The organism is Glutamicibacter sp. AGC84 (assembly GCF_053543575.1).
In genome coordinates, this window is sequence record NZ_JBLVOC010000026.1 from 224,145 (window position 1) to 238,224 (window position 14,080).

General features: G+C 55.2%; 16 protein-coding genes and 1 riboswitch. Of the genes, 5 read left to right on the plus strand and 11 right to left on the minus strand.

Annotation, left to right across the window (positions count from 1 at the left end; translation table 11 throughout):
- Positions 1-57: 57 nt before the first annotated feature.
- From dnaB to ACNPN0_RS15680, 5 genes are all read right to left on the minus strand, one after another.
- Entirely contained in the window at positions 58-1,413 is a 1,356-nt protein-coding gene (gene dnaB / locus ACNPN0_RS15660) for a replicative DNA helicase (RefSeq protein ID WP_105656572.1), read from the minus strand.
- A gap of 794 nt (positions 1,414-2,207) precedes the next feature.
- Positions 2,208-2,900, minus strand: a complete 693-nt coding sequence (locus ACNPN0_RS15665; RefSeq protein ID WP_146112228.1) for a hypothetical protein — start codon at positions 2,898-2,900, stop codon at positions 2,208-2,210.
- 148 nt (positions 2,901-3,048) lie between these two features.
- Positions 3,049-3,948 carry an ABC transporter ATP-binding protein gene (locus tag ACNPN0_RS15670; protein WP_105656574.1) on the minus strand — a complete coding sequence of 300 codons (900 nt, stop codon included), beginning with the start codon at positions 3,946-3,948 and terminating at the stop codon, positions 3,049-3,051.
- A complete protein-coding gene (locus ACNPN0_RS15675) occupies positions 3,945-4,619 on the minus strand; it encodes an ATP-binding cassette domain-containing protein (protein ID WP_181148788.1) in 675 nt (224 codons plus the stop codon). Before ACNPN0_RS15675 ends, ACNPN0_RS15670 begins: the two co-directional genes overlap by 4 nt.
- On the minus strand, positions 4,612-5,679 hold the full coding sequence (locus ACNPN0_RS15680) for a hypothetical protein (protein WP_448938948.1): 1,068 nt from the start codon (positions 5,677-5,679) through the stop codon (positions 4,612-4,614). The genes ACNPN0_RS15675 and ACNPN0_RS15680 overlap by 8 nt, the downstream gene beginning before the upstream one ends.
- On the opposite strand from ACNPN0_RS15680, the gene ACNPN0_RS15685 reads away from it, so the two are divergent.
- Positions 5,669-6,100 (plus strand): hypothetical protein, encoded by a 432-nt coding sequence (locus tag ACNPN0_RS15685; RefSeq protein WP_448938949.1) that lies wholly within the window; start codon positions 5,669-5,671, stop codon positions 6,098-6,100. The two genes, ACNPN0_RS15680 and ACNPN0_RS15685, sit on opposite strands and share 11 nt — an antisense overlap.
- A 192-nt stretch (positions 6,101-6,292) precedes the next feature.
- Here ACNPN0_RS15685 and ACNPN0_RS15690 read toward each other — a convergent pair whose 3' ends face one another.
- The 6 genes from ACNPN0_RS15690 to ACNPN0_RS15715 all read right to left on the minus strand — a co-directional run bounded on the left by ACNPN0_RS15690 (position 6,293) and on the right by ACNPN0_RS15715 (position 9,871).
- Entirely contained in the window at positions 6,293-6,751 is a 459-nt protein-coding gene (locus tag ACNPN0_RS15690) for a hypothetical protein (protein ID WP_146112230.1), read from the minus strand.
- Between the two features lie 42 nt (positions 6,752-6,793).
- Positions 6,794-7,351, minus strand: coding sequence for a hypothetical protein (locus ACNPN0_RS15695; RefSeq protein ID WP_332503204.1), 558 nt, complete (start codon positions 7,349-7,351; stop codon positions 6,794-6,796).
- Positions 7,348-7,905, minus strand: a complete 558-nt coding sequence (locus ACNPN0_RS15700; protein ID WP_181148789.1) for a stage II sporulation protein M — start codon at positions 7,903-7,905, stop codon at positions 7,348-7,350. Before ACNPN0_RS15700 ends, ACNPN0_RS15695 begins: the two co-directional genes overlap by 4 nt.
- 44 nt (positions 7,906-7,949) lie before the next feature.
- Positions 7,950-8,252, minus strand: a complete 303-nt coding sequence (locus ACNPN0_RS15705) for a hypothetical protein (protein ID WP_105656580.1) — start codon at positions 8,250-8,252, stop codon at positions 7,950-7,952.
- A 210-nt stretch (positions 8,253-8,462) separates the two neighbouring features.
- The gene (locus ACNPN0_RS15710) at positions 8,463-8,939 is read right to left on the minus strand and encodes a DUF4913 domain-containing protein (RefSeq protein WP_105656634.1); all 477 of its coding nucleotides are present in this window, start codon (positions 8,937-8,939) and stop codon (positions 8,463-8,465) included.
- 431 nt (positions 8,940-9,370) lie between these two features.
- Positions 9,371-9,871 (minus strand): flavin reductase family protein, encoded by a 501-nt coding sequence (locus ACNPN0_RS15715; RefSeq protein WP_105656581.1) that lies wholly within the window; start codon positions 9,869-9,871, stop codon positions 9,371-9,373.
- A 94-nt stretch (positions 9,872-9,965) separates the two neighbouring features.
- A riboswitch (SAM riboswitch) is annotated at positions 9,966-10,082 on the minus strand.
- 376 nt (positions 10,083-10,458) lie between these two features.
- Between ACNPN0_RS15715 and ACNPN0_RS15720 the strand changes: the two genes are divergently transcribed.
- The 4 genes from ACNPN0_RS15720 to ACNPN0_RS15735 form a co-directional block, all read left to right on the plus strand.
- Positions 10,459-12,066, plus strand: coding sequence for a long-chain-fatty-acid--CoA ligase (locus ACNPN0_RS15720; RefSeq protein ID WP_105656582.1), 1,608 nt, complete (start codon positions 10,459-10,461; stop codon positions 12,064-12,066).
- 15 nt (positions 12,067-12,081) lie between these two features.
- Positions 12,082-12,504 carry a PaaI family thioesterase gene (locus tag ACNPN0_RS15725; RefSeq protein WP_105656583.1) on the plus strand — a complete coding sequence of 141 codons (423 nt, stop codon included), beginning with the start codon at positions 12,082-12,084 and terminating at the stop codon, positions 12,502-12,504.
- 70 nt (positions 12,505-12,574) lie between these two features.
- Positions 12,575-13,165 carry a dihydrofolate reductase family protein gene (locus tag ACNPN0_RS15730; protein ID WP_105656584.1) on the plus strand — a complete coding sequence of 197 codons (591 nt, stop codon included), beginning with the start codon at positions 12,575-12,577 and terminating at the stop codon, positions 13,163-13,165.
- Positions 13,166-13,172: 7 nt separating this feature from the next.
- Positions 13,173-14,080 (plus strand): PQQ-dependent sugar dehydrogenase (locus tag ACNPN0_RS15735; protein ID WP_448938950.1); only part of this gene is annotated, 908 nt, incomplete at its 3' end.

Below are 14,080 nucleotides of genomic sequence, written 5' to 3' on the forward strand. Positions count from 1 at the left end.
CCCACTATAGCCAGCAATTCGCTGGCTTAGTAGGTGCCATATGAGTTCTGACTGGGACTAACCCTCGGTGGACATGTTGTTGAAGCGCGAGTAGTGGCCCTGGAAGGCCACGGTGATGGTCTTGGTCGGACCGGCACGGTGCTTCGCGATAATCACGTCAGCTTCGCCCGGACGGTTTTCCTTGTCGTAGACGTCATCACGGTGCAGCAAAATCACCATGTCGGCGTCCTGCTCAATCGAGCCCGATTCGCGCAGGTCCGAAACCATTGGCTTCTTGTCGGTACGCTGCTCGGAACCACGGTTCAGCTGCGACAGCGCAATCAACGGAACGTCGAGTTCCTTGGCGAGCAGCTTGAGGTTACGCGAGAACTCGGAAACTTCCTGCTGGCGCGATTCCACACGCTTGCCCGAGCTCATCAGCTGCAGGTAGTCCAGGATGATCATGCGCAGCTCGTTGCGCTGCTTGAGGCGACGGCACTTGGCACGGATTTCCATCATGGACATGTTCGGCGAATCATCAATGAACAACGGGGCTTCGTTCAGCCGGCCCATGGTCGTGGCGATCTTGGTCCACTGCGCGTCTTCCACCGAGCCCTTGCGCAGATCCTGGAGCTGGATGGATGCTTCGGCCGAGAGCAGGCGCATCGCAATTTCATTGCGGCCCATTTCCAAGGAGAAGAACACGGTGGCCATATTGTGCTTGATGGCAGCAGAACGGGCGAAGTCCAGCGCGAAGGTTGACTTGCCCACCGCAGGACGGGCGGCGATGATGATCATCTGGCCGCCCTTCAGGCCCTGGGTCAGCTCGTCGAATTCATAGAATCCGGTGGGCACACCGGTAATGCCATCGCCCGCGTTGGCCGCGTTCTCGATTTCATCAACGGTGTCTTCGATGATGTCCGAAAGGCGCACGTAGTCTTCACTGCTGCGGTTCTCGGCCACCTTGTAGACCTCTGCCTGGGCTTCGTTGACGATCGCATCAACTTCACCATCTGGAGAGTAGCCCATCTGGACAATACGCGTTCCGGCGTCAACCAATCGGCGCAGCACGGCGCGTTCGCGCACGATTTCTGCGTAGTACCCGGCGTTGGCTGCAGTTGGAACCTGCTGGATGAGATTGTGAAGGTAGGCGGCGCCACCAATGCGCGAGATCTCGCCGCGCTTGGTCAGCAAGTCGGCTACGGTGACCGCATCGGCTGGTTCGCCACGACCGTAGAGGTCGACAATCGCCTCGTAAATTGATTCGTGGGAGGGACGGTAGAAGTCGGTGCCGCGAATGGATTCAACGACGTCAGCAATGGCGTCCTTGGAGAGCATCATGCCACCGAGGACCGACATCTCGGCCTCGATATCCTGTGGCGGCTTGCGCCCTGCGTCGGAATCTCGTCCTTCGTAAACCGGCTCAGCACTCATTGCAGACACTTCCATCCCCTATTGACCCGCTGGGAAAAATTATCCTTGCCTCATGGCAACGCTTCATCGTGTCAGTCGATACGGACATTTGGATGTCAGGCGCCTGTGGATATTTCTCTCCCGAACCCAACACTAGGGCTGTTATTAACAGGCGTAAACCTCATTATCCACAGAATATGTGGATAACACTCCTCTACCTGTGGAGTTCCCTGTTCACAGTCTGGGGAGAACTCTGTGGATTACCCCACTCTACGTATCATTAATATCTTTTGACTTGGTTGTTTGTATTCGCACACCTGTGGACAGAAACTTAATTCATTGAAGCTCACGCCAACCGACCCAAGGTTATCAACACCCTTAATCGCCCAGTTCCCGGGGTTTTTCACCCTTTATACACATTTGCCCACGTCTTGTCCACAGTTTTGTGGATAACCTTGTGGATACTGGTGAATTTACAAAACCCTAAGTCACCGTGGATTAAATTCGCCAGCAAGGCCGGATCTTCCAGTAGTCCACAATCGGCCAGGGTTTCTGCGTTCGGGGGCGGTGGATAACTTAATGTGTGCAACGACTCGGCGGGCGAACCTGGATCAGCGACTGGGCTGCCGGCGCACTCTCGCCACTTCGCGTCCGCGACGCGCGCCAGTGAAGACCCCATAAAGCGCCGGTTTCATTTGTGATGCGCAGCCTTTGCATGGCTCGGAAACCCCATCCGAGGGTGGCCGGCAATTCGCTGCCACTCTGCGTTTATCAAAAGATGGTCGATGCCTACCTGCAGGTTCACGGACTTAACTTTAAGATATGTTGGTAAACCTTTGCCGAACGATCCCCGCTATCAACAGCGCCAAAGTCCAGGCAGCCATCACGGTACCGCCTAGTACGGGGGACAGCGCAACGCCTTCCCGAGCGATTAACATTTGTGATCCCGCGACGTCAGGAAAATACGGCACGAGAATGGAAGTTTCAGGCCAACGCGAAAAAATTGGGGCACCAAAAAGGGAGAAACCAAAGATTACCGCCATGGACAGTATGTTTCCCTGGAACAGTGCAGAAACGCTCATGGCTATGATTGACACCATCGCAAAATAGAGGGCTGCTCCAAACACTGGATAAGACAAGCCATCTTGTATCGGCGATATATCAGGTGAGACCAGAGCCATTGAGAATGCGCTGATGATGGTAGCGAGCAAACCGGAACAGAAAGCTATCGCGCCCACGGTAACAGCTTTGTGCAGTACAAACACCGCGCGTCGCGAAATGATACAGAATGAAGCAGTAGCATGTGGCCCGGTGCAATCCGTGCAGTAGGCCTGTACGCCGAGCACCACGGCTGCTACTTGACCGATACTTACACCGGCGGTTTGGAAATCGTGGGTTTGCAGGTCGTTTCCTACCTCGTTGCTACCCATCATGAGAAGGGAAGCAGCCCAGGCTGATCCGCAAGAGATGACGGCGGTCAGGACGACGATGAACAGTGCAGCACCCATTGTCGATCTACAGGTAAGTATCTTGAAGAGCTCGGAGTACAAAAGGTTTCTTGAATCAGCTATCGACCAGTCGGTCCGCGGCCGATTCTTCTTGGCCGCTTGCCTGGTAGTAGGCTTTGGATAAGTCGGCTCGGCCCCGATGTTTAGCTTAGACGGATGCATTGTGCATGCCCGTGGTTAAAGAGAAATAGGCCTGCTCAAGAGAGGGCTCGGTCCAGCAGATTTCATACATTGGGATGGATGCCTCCGCAGCTAACCGCGCGACCTGTTTTATGTCCACCATCTGTATCAGAGTAGTCTCACTTTCCAGCTCCTTCCATCCAATGTTTAGGCCGTCCAACATTGTCCTCAACCTCTTTGATTCCTCGGAACGTAATATGAAACCTGGCTCGCCGGCGACTCTGTTCAAAGACTTGACGGAGCCCTGGAAAACAATTGCACCGTCTTTGATGACAGCGACCTTATCTACTATGGGCGAAAGTTCACTCATCAAATGGCTCGAAATGAGTACCGTCCGCCCCTCGCTCCTCCATTGATTCACGAGATCCCTAAACCATCTGATGCCCTCAGGATCCAGCCCATTAAGCGGCTCATCGAGGATCAAAATACGCGGGGACGCCACGAAAGCCACACCCAAGGACAGCCTTTGCCGCATTCCCAAGGAAAGATGTTTAATTTTAGTATTTCTGGCTGCCAGCAGGCCGACTTCTTCAAGCACAGCCAAGACCCTAGAGCGTCGAAGCCCAGATGCCAAGGCAGACGCATATAGATGCTCGAACGCGGTCCTGCCCGGGAAAGGTGCAGCGGCATCGATGAGGACACCTACACTTTTAAGGGGCGAAGTCATCCGTGGCACCGGCACACCGTTGAGTAGAGCAGAGCCGGCATCCGGCCGGCAAAGTCCTACCAACATGCGAAGAGTTGTTGTCTTTCCGGAACCGTTGGGTCCAATGAATCCTAGTACCTGACCCGAATCTACATTTAGGTCAACTTCCCGAACGACATTTTTCCCACCGAAACTTTTTGTCAAACCTGATGCGGTGATCATTTTGCCTGGAATTCTGCAGTAGACAGCGGCCCATTGAAAGGTCTCGGAACGTCATCCAGTACCCGCCCGGATTCCAAGACAATTTGCCGATCCAGCAAGTCGAGGATCGGACTTGGGTCATGGGCGGTCATCACGACAGTTCTTCCCCGTTCCTTAGCCAGACGCAGATCGCGGGCAACCAGCTTAACGGTTTCTGCATCCAAACCGTTAAAGGGTTCATCGAGTATGAAAAGAGGACCTTTTTTTAAAGTCGATAGCACGTAACCCATCTTTTTTCTGGTGCCCAAAGAAAGGTTTTTTACCAACGTTTCAAAATCGCTCTGCACACCGAATAAGAGAAGTCTATTTAGTGTTTCTGATACATCCTCACCCCAAATTGAACAAGCAAACCCTACGTTCTCCCTGATGCTTAGATAATCGTATAGGGCGGGGCTGTCTTGAATAAAGACGGCATGGCTTTTCAGAATATTTTGAGACATTTCCTGTTGATTCACAAGAATGCTTCCAGAGGTGGACCTCTCAAGTCCGGAGATAACTTTGAGTAAGGTGCTTTTCCCAGATCCATTATGCCCAAAAATACCGATAAAATCACCCGGTTCGAACGCTGCCGTCACGTCATCTATGGCAAGATTTTCACCGTAACGGACGCTGATGTTTTTTAGGCTAAACATACACTTTGACATCTTCCCTATTGTTTTTGAAAAATAGTGTTACTACAAAGACCACAGTCAAAGCCAGAGGAACCAAGCCAACGAGTCCCTGTAGTGCTGGTGACGGCATAAGTGCGACACACGAAATTACTACGGCAGCACCAGAAGAAATAAGTATTGGTTGTACTAGATCCGCCACGGGTGATCGTTCAATAACGCGCATGGAGTTGGCTTCGGTGAGGGGGGACAGAACCTGCGTCAAAACCGAACTGATCCCTGCTAAAAGACTGATGGAAGTAGAGATTGCCAAAAGAATCCACATCTGACTTGTCTGGCCTGATGTGAGTAAGACAATTCCGACCACTCCCGGCATTGAAATAATGATTGTAACCATTGCAAAGGAGCAGATTTTCGTAGCCCGCAGATGGCGTGTTGTCAGTGGCATCAAACACAGCATCTGCCAATTGTTTCGTTCAGCCTCGATACTTGAAATCTGCACGGATCCATCGGCCGCGAGGACCATGAATGCCGTTATAAGAGTGCCACTCAGAATCAATGGAGCATCCAGAACAGCCCTGCCATCAAGGGACAGATAAGCCCCGATGCCGGACCCCAAGAGTGCCAGGCCTCCGAGAAAGGTCAGATAGGCCTTTCTGAGCGCGAGCCGATCTTGGCGGAAACAAGCTAATACGTCCTTGGTAATGACGCTGGCAAGCACTCGGAATGCCATGGACCGACGCAGAGCAATGTTTTTGAACATTTTGGACATCGCAAGGGAAACGTGAGATGAGGCTCGTTGGTCATCATCTACTTTAAATCCAGCTTGAGACTCAGGGCCTTTGAGCAGCGACAGCGCCACACCGCCAAGAAGAAGGATCGAAAGGCCGGTTAGAACAATGCAGTATGTTGTTACAGCAACTGGCGAAGTCTGGAAAAGATCTTCCCACCAGTCTGGTCGGGATGACGCGATGATTTCAGCCAATACGGTGTAGCCTGATTCGACTATGTTTCTGGTCTCCGAGAATTGTCTGACGCTGGGTCCAAGCCAAGTACCAAGAAGCATTGCCAGAATGGGCGTCATTATTATGTGTCTGACCGAAATGGTTGACGCCTTGCCCCATCGAGTCAACAACAAAGTTGCTGCCATTCCAATACAATTTCCGCCTACTATGGTGCTCAATAGCACTGCAAAAACAATAGGGAGCATTTCAACCCCTGCGTTGGAAGATGCCAACCACGGGCCAAAGGCTAAGCAGGAGAATAAGCTCATCCCCAGCACTCTGGCCATCATGGGGATCAAGAGGCGGGACCATATCAAATGTCGGCGTAGAACTTCGAAGGAACTCAGCACTGCCGCATCAGTTGGTTCATTAACTGCTCTTGCTGATTCTGGATCTATACTCCCAGCAAGCGCGACAAGAAGAATCACCCACACGAACCACGATATGAGAAGAAACGTGGGCTGTGTGGTGCTGTTTAAAGGGGCAAATCTACCAACTTGAGTGGAAACAGTGAAAACGACTGCTCCGGCAAGAACGATACAGAGGATGATGAGCACAACGCCCGCGATCTGAACCCGGAATGGAAGTGAACGTCCATTCAACATATTAAGTTGCCGTCGCCGATCAGAGACCAGCACTGCGGCAATTATTGGGAATTTTCTGATGCGACGCATAGTCGGTTCTCGTTGTTTCCTACTCGGAACTTCGCTGGGCATTTCCCGAGCTAATGATTTTATCCGCTTTGGCTACCACGAGATAAACGACGGTTATCAGTGCAACCAGGAATAGTGCAGCCAGAATTTTCGACGAGATCGTTGTTGGAAAGAAAACTCCGATAGCGAAGAGGACGGCGCCAATAACTCCGTTAATTCCAATGAGCACTAGATGCCCAATTCCAAGGAACAGCGGCACCAGGGCCAATACTGTAACAATGACTGGAGCTGCGATCCAAGCAATGTTGGCAGGGTCCTGAATAGAGATAACGAAGTCGCGGTTATTATTTGCAACAACTGGACTCAATCGCGACATTTCTTGGATAGCTTCACGGTTTGTATAATATATTGCGGCTCGTCCCCATGCAGTTAGGAAAAGTGCTATCAGCGCTCCGTAAAAAATATTACGAGTTCTATTTTTTTTGATTACGTTATTCATATTTAAAACCCTAATGGTTTTTGTTCAGATGATTTATTATTTTTATAGTACGGAAAAAGCGATCGCAAACAAGGCGGTTGGAACCAGGGGTACGATGAACACTGATTTTCTCGATCCGCCTTCGCGCGCCAGTAGCAGAACTCCACCAAAATAGACCACCAGCACCGAGATATCAGCCTCAAAGAATGAATCCATTATCGTCGGCACGACGACTCCGAAGACTGAGGCTAGGTACCATCCGAGACTTCTGAAAGCTACATACAGACCAACCATTACCGAAATGGAGCGGCGGGTTGTGCGGGTTGTTTCAGCGCCGTCAAGACGCGCATTGAGTCGAGCTGTGAGGAAACCGGCAAATGCAGTTAGTAAAACAAGGATTACGGAGTTTAGCAGGGCGCTGGTGATAAGTGCGGTGACGGCCCCAAGTCGAATTTCAGCAGGCTGTGCTTCAGGTAGCTTCAGCGACACTTCATGTTCGTAGACCCCGACGAACCTGCCCATCAGCATGAAAACACTGACCCCGATCAGAAGCATAGTCAAAGGCCAAGCAAACCTGCTGTTGAGAAGTGAGGTTTTGCTGGAAAGGTCGTTCTGTGTCATAGGAGAGTAACCCAAGTTTCTATAGTTGCGGCTATAACGATCATGAGGAGGGAGATGCAAAGTAGGGAGACCGCATCAAGGATTACGCCCTGTGCGGCCTGAAACAGGTTTTCTCTAGGTTCTTTTCTGCCTCCGAGAGCAGTCCGTAGAAAATAAGCCAGAGGCGAGATCCCTGCTGAAATCGCGATAATAATGGCCGGAAATTCAACTATCCCGTGTGGTCCAACCCCTCGAATAACGCCGAGCAAGCCAGCGAGGTTGACTGCCTGTGCCAGAAAATGGCCAAAAAGCAAGCCCGACGCAAGGGCATACAACACCGTGATGATGCCGAAGGTCAAAATTCCTGCAAAGGCCAGCAGAGCAATGATTGCATTGTTCGATAATATGCTCCACCATAGGGCCCATGAAGGTGATGCCGGAACCAAACCTGAATGACTCTCTTGTTCAAGAGGTACCGTTGCAATACCGGCTGCTACGGCGCCCAGCCACAGCAACGCTCCAATGCATAATGCTAAGCGCTGCCTTGCAAAAAGACCCTTTAAATAATGTGTCATAGGTTCGAAGGCGGACCGACAGCTTGTCGGTCCGCCCATCGTTTCTACTTAACCAGAGCCTTCTTGCCAATAGCGCGGCGGAGCATAGCCAAGGCAGCACCACCGATAACAGTGGCACCACCGAAGAGCGAGACCGCGGTCGCAACATCCATGCCAGCGAGAATTGCTGTTGCCGCTGCCGTTGCATTGGCCGTGGTAAAGCCAAAGAAGGCAACTAGTGCCTCTGGCATTACAGCGGATGCTACCAGAAGGATGGTGAGTGACGCCGTGACTGCCGCAAGTACGATGATCCCTTTTCCTGCCGAGATCGCTTGGACCGTGCTCTTTTCTGAGGTAACGCTTGACATATTTTTCCTTTTGATTGAGGCCCTGTGGAAACACGAAGAATCGCATTTTCACATGCCCTGAGTTATTGCTCCTAACTTCCAAGTTCCATTCGCCAAATGAGATTTGGCGCTGAAAATTGATGCGCAGGAGCTTTGCACGACCGAAGTCAAGATCGACTACAAGATCCGTCTCTGATCAGTCGTAGTTACTATATCAAAGAAACTTACCCACTAGAATAAATATTTTTTTGGAGGTTCAACAACTGGAAGGTGGATTTGACGTTGGTCAGGGAACAAGCCCTCCGGCGGCGCTGCATAAGGCAACGGCTGCCCTTTTTTGGACTTGTTTTCGTCGGTGTCCGCTGCCGAGGAAAACGGCCCATCCGGGTCCAGCAAGACCGCCATATGGTGGTCCGCGTGGTCACGCCACCACACGCTCATGCCGGTGCTGGGGTCCATGCGCAGATGTTCCCAGGAACGCCACAGCGCTTCCAGACGGATCACTGCCTCGTCATATTCCCACCACCGGGCAGCCCAGACCCGCGACCGGCCGTTGATCGCCCGGCGATAGACATTGCGCAGGTACTCACGGACAAACTCATCAACGGAACCGTAGTAAAGGGTTTCCTCCGGTTCAGCCTCGCCCTCGTCGTCTTGGGCTTCTTCGGCTGCCTCGTTGGCCTCCACCTGTTCGGTCACGGCGGCCACGGCCGCCTGGACAGCTCGCTGCCTGAGGGATTCCAAGAGCTCCTCAGTTAGGGCTTCATCAACCGCGGCCGTGGCCACGTTATTGATTTGCTTACGAACCGAGGCCGGTCCAGCGTGCAGCGAGGATCCATGAGCTACCTGCGCGGTTCTGTTCGACAGCCCAGGCGGGTGGCGGATATGGCGAGTTCAAGGTTTCTCGCGACAGATACTTTGATGACGAGGTTATCGCCAAATGCCTGGGGCAGCTGGCCCAAGATGGCAGGCCATGAGATTGCCAGCCATCTTGCCACGTCTTCAGGGTGGCGAGAGAGAACGGGCATTGCCGGTGTCGAGGGCTGCGGGGAACGGCTCAACCCGCCTAACCGGAATTCAAAAAGCTCCGGCCAGATCGATGATTTGATCTGGCCGGAGCTTTGGAAGATGCGAAGCGCTTATACGAGCTCAGGAATCGGCAGCGAATGGAACCGCGAATCATGGAAGATCTGTGGCGAGTGCTCGGAGGTGCGGTGCCCGTGGACTTCCATCAGGACTACCCAGTGATCCCCCGCTTCGACCTCGTTGTAGATCGAAGTCTCCAGCCACAACGTGGAGTCGTTGACGAAGAGCGCGCCCTGATCCGAGGAATAGGTATCGATTCCGCGGAACCGGTCGCCATTTTTCGACGCAATCTGAGCGCAGACACCATCATTGCGTTCGCTCAGCACTGAGACGCCAATGCGGCCAGCTTCGCGCAGCTTTGGCCAAGTGTTCGAGGACTTCTGCACGGCGAACATCACCAGTGCAGGTTCAAGGGAAACTCCCACGGTAAACGATGAAGCGACAATTCCGGTCTTCACGCCATCCAGTTCTGCACAGAGGGCGGCTACCCCTGATGGATGCTGAGCGAAAACCTTGCGCAGGGTCAACGGGTCAAGTTCAAGATTCAATGACATGGCTCGATTCCTTTGGGTCTTGCCCACCGCGCAGTAGCCTGCAAGCATTGGCTTCTCGTTACTCGAAGCCGCTTGGGCTGAAGTTCCGCGCCGTGTGCGGTACTTGTTCCAGCACATTTTGTGTGGAACCGAATCCTCACCTGGAGCACCCCACTACCGTTGAGAGGGTTGCCGATCAGCAAGCCAGGGCTTATAGCTGATGCTCTTGATTCTGTTTAAAACGATATGGCTCATGACGAACAGCCGTCAAACATTTCACTTCGCAAATCGCAATATTCGACGCAATATTCGATCCAAGGCCCCGCCAGAAGTCCTTGGGCAGTCTTTTATTCGCCATACGCCGCGCTTCTTGAACGCTTCGGCCCCATGATCGCAGCAGGCTTCCGCCGCTCTTGATTCGGCAGAACACTAACTCCTCCCCTGGGCTCGGGGCCCTGGCGCGAATTCCCTACCGCCCACCGTAATGAAACTTGGTTTCCCGGCATGACGCTGAGGTTCATGCCACTATTGGTCATGGAGTGCATTGAGTCACACTCCTGCTTATTGTTCTCCGTAACCATCGATGACGATTGAGGAATAGCCACACCATGGTAGAGATTCAGGCAAACCATTCAGAATTGACCCCACTGCGTTTCTTGGAACGCACAGCCGAGGCCTATCCGAAGAAGACCGCCGTCATCCATGGAACTCGCAGCTTCTCCTATGAAGAATTCGAAGCACGGGTGCACCGCTTTGCCCAGGCGCTGAAGGCTCGCATTGAGCCGGGCGACCGCGTGGCCGTGCTGGCACCGAATACTCCCGAAATGCTCATGGCGCATTACGCCGTACCGCTGGCAGGCGCAGTCCTCGTTGCCCTGAACACCCGACTCTCGGCCCACGAGCTGCAATACATCATTGATCATTCTGCTGCCAAGCTGATGCTTGCCGACACAGAGCTGTTGGAGAACACGAAGACCCTGCGCCGCGAGAACCCAACGCTGGAGGCGCTCATCGAGATCGCCGATGACCAGTACGCCGGAGAACGTCCGGACGTGCCCGTGGACGCCACCTTGGACGAGCTAATCGCACAAGCCTCGGATGAAAGACTTCCCTACGCCATCGCCGATGAGCGGGCTCCGATCACTCTCAATTACACGTCGGGCACCACCGGCAAGCCGAAGGGCGTGCTCTACTCGCACCGCGGCAGCTACCTGAACTCGTTGGGCGAAGCGCACCACCAGGGCTTCACCGCCAAGACCCGCTACTTGTGGACCCTGCCGATGTTCCACTGCAACGGCTGGTGCACTCCATGGGCCGTCACCGCAGCGGGAGGAACGCACCTGTGCCTGCGCGGCGTGCGCGAAGATTCCGTTTGGGATGCCATCGAGGATCTTGGAACCACCCACTTGTGCGGCGCTCCGACCGTCTGCTCCATCATCGCCGACTCCACCCGCGCCCACCAGCTCGATGCGCCACTGCGCATCACCACCGCAGGAGCTCCCCCGTCCCCGGCAATCATCTCCAAGCTGCAGAAGCTGGGCATCGAGGTAGTCCATGTATATGGCCTCACCGAGGTATACGGACCGTACACGGTGTGCGAGTACCAGGATGAGTGGGATGCCCTCGATGGCCCGGACCGGGCCGCGAAGCTCGCCCGCCAAGGCGTTGGCATGATTACCGCCGAGTCCGCACGCATTGTTGACGAGAACATGAACGATGTCCCGGCGGATGGACAGACCATGGGCGAAATCGTGCTGCGCGGCAATAACGTCATGATCGGCTACTACCGCGATGAAGCGGCCACTACCCAAGCTTTCCATGGCGGCTGGTTCCACACCGGCGATCTGGGTGTCATGCACCCGGATGGCTACATCCAGGTGCGCGACCGGGCCAAGGACATCATCATTTCCGGCGGCGAGAACATCTCCACCATCGAGGTGGAGCAAGCCCTCGCCTCGCACCCAGAGGTGCTGGACCTGGCCGTCATCGGCATCGCGGACGAGAAATGGGGCGAGCGTCCGGTGGCATATGTCATCCGCGCCAGCGGATCCTCCCTGGACGCGCAAACGCTGATTGAATTCGCCCGCGAAAAGCTTGCCGGTTTCAAGGTGCCGCGCACCATCGTCTTCCCGCAGGATCTGCCGCGCACCTCCACTGGTAAGGTGCAGAAGAATGTCCTGCGCGCCCAGGCGCTCGAAGCCAGCACACCGAACTAGCCTGAGGATCACCAATTGGAAAACACTGCACCGCGGATTCCCAACAAGACCAGCCGCTTCACCGAAAGCATCGGACTGGAATTCGACGAAATCACGGCCACGGAAGTACGCGGCCACGCGCAGCTGGACGAGAACCACCACACCCCTTGGGGCGTGGTGCATGGCGGCGTTTACACCTCGATCATCGAGAGCGCAGGATCAGTGGGCGCCAGCTACGCGGTGGCCGAACGCGGGCAATTCGCCGTGGGCGTGCACAACGCCACCGACTTCCTGCGCCCTTCCACCGGAGCACGGGTTCAGGTAATCGCCACCGCGCTATTCCAAGGGCGCACCCAGCAGCTCTGGGAGGTCATCATCACCGATGAATCCACCGGCAAGCAGCTATCCCGCGGCCAGTTGCGCACCCAGAATGTGGATTTGCCTGAGAATCCGGCCTAGCTGGTTTTCACACCGCGAGCACGGGCGTACGGTAGGTGGCATCTAACGCTCAAGCTCCAGGAGATTCGCCATGAGTGCGACCTATACCTTCGATGTGTTCAGCAGCCTCGATGGCTTCGGCAGCGCCGCCGGCGATTGGGGCGGCTACTGGGGAAAACAGGGGCCAGAGCTGTTAGCCCACCGCCTCGCGCTCTACACTCCGGCTTGCCGCATGGTTTTCGGGGCCAACACCTTCCGTCTCTTCAGCCGCTTCTGGGCAGAAATCGAGGCGAATCCCGAGGTTGAAGACGCGTGGGGTGTGGCCCTGCACGACAAGCCCGCCACCGTCATCTCCACCACCCTGGAAGAGCCGCTGTCCTGGCCAAACCCCACGCTGGAGCGCGCTGATGCACTGGAAGTCGTCGCACAGCTCAAGGAAGCTTCAGATGTGCCGCTGCGCTCCCACGGCTGCTTAGCGATGAACCATTCCCTGCTGGCGGCAGGTCTTGTGGACTTCATCCAGGTGACCATCTTCCCGGTACTGACCGGGCATAGCGGTTCTGCCCCGGTACTTGGCGGGGTCGATGACTACGATCTGGAACTTGTCGAGTCCAAGCTGCTGGACGGACGGATCCAGGAACTGACTTATCGCCCGACGCGCCATCAACCAGCCCATGCATAGCAGCTCGATGAAGCGCATTCTGGGTACCTGCCTAGTGCTCGGCGCAGTGTTCCTCGCCGGATGCTCCGCGCCAACCCCGCCTTCAGCTCCAGCTACCGAATCGCAAGCTGTTCCAGCACCACTGGCCACCGGCTTGGACGCCCCATGGTCCATGGTTTACGCCCAAGACAGCCTGCTGGTCAGCGAACGCGATTCTGGGCGGATCGTGGAGATCTCAGGATCCGGACCAGGCCGCGAAGTGGCTCGGCTCGATGATCTGGTGGCGACCGGAGAAGGCGGACTGCTGGGCTTGGCCTTCCTCTCCCCAGACCAGCTTTTTGCGTATTCCACCGCTGAATCCGGCAACCGCATCCAGCGGTTCACGGTGCAAGGCAGCGCCAGGAATCTTTCACTGTCGGCCCCGCGCACCTTGATTGACGGGTTGCCCTCGGCCAGCATCCACAACGGCGGGCGGTTGGCCATCGGTCAGGACGGGATGCTCTATGCCACCGTGGGCGATGCGGGCAATCCCCAGCAAGCCCAGGACCTGCAGCAGCTGGGCGGAAAGATCCTGCGCATGGCACCTGACGGCAGCGTCCCGGACGACAACCCGTTCGAGAATTCCCTCGTCTACAGCTACGGGCACCGCAATGTGCAGGGCTTGGCGTGGGGTGCTGATGGCACCATGTTCGCCAGCGAGTTCGGGCAGAACACCTTCGACGAGCTGAACATCATCGAAGCCGGGGGAAACTACGGCTGGCCCGAAGCCGAGGGAAAAAGCGGCGGAAATCCGTCGTACACCGATCCGATTGCGCAGTGGTCCCCGTCCGAAGCCAGCCCCAGCGGCATCGCGATCCTCGATGGCACCCTCTACCTGGCGAATCTGCGCGGAGAAGTGCTGCGCGCGGTGGAACTGGACGAGCCCGCCACCGAGCA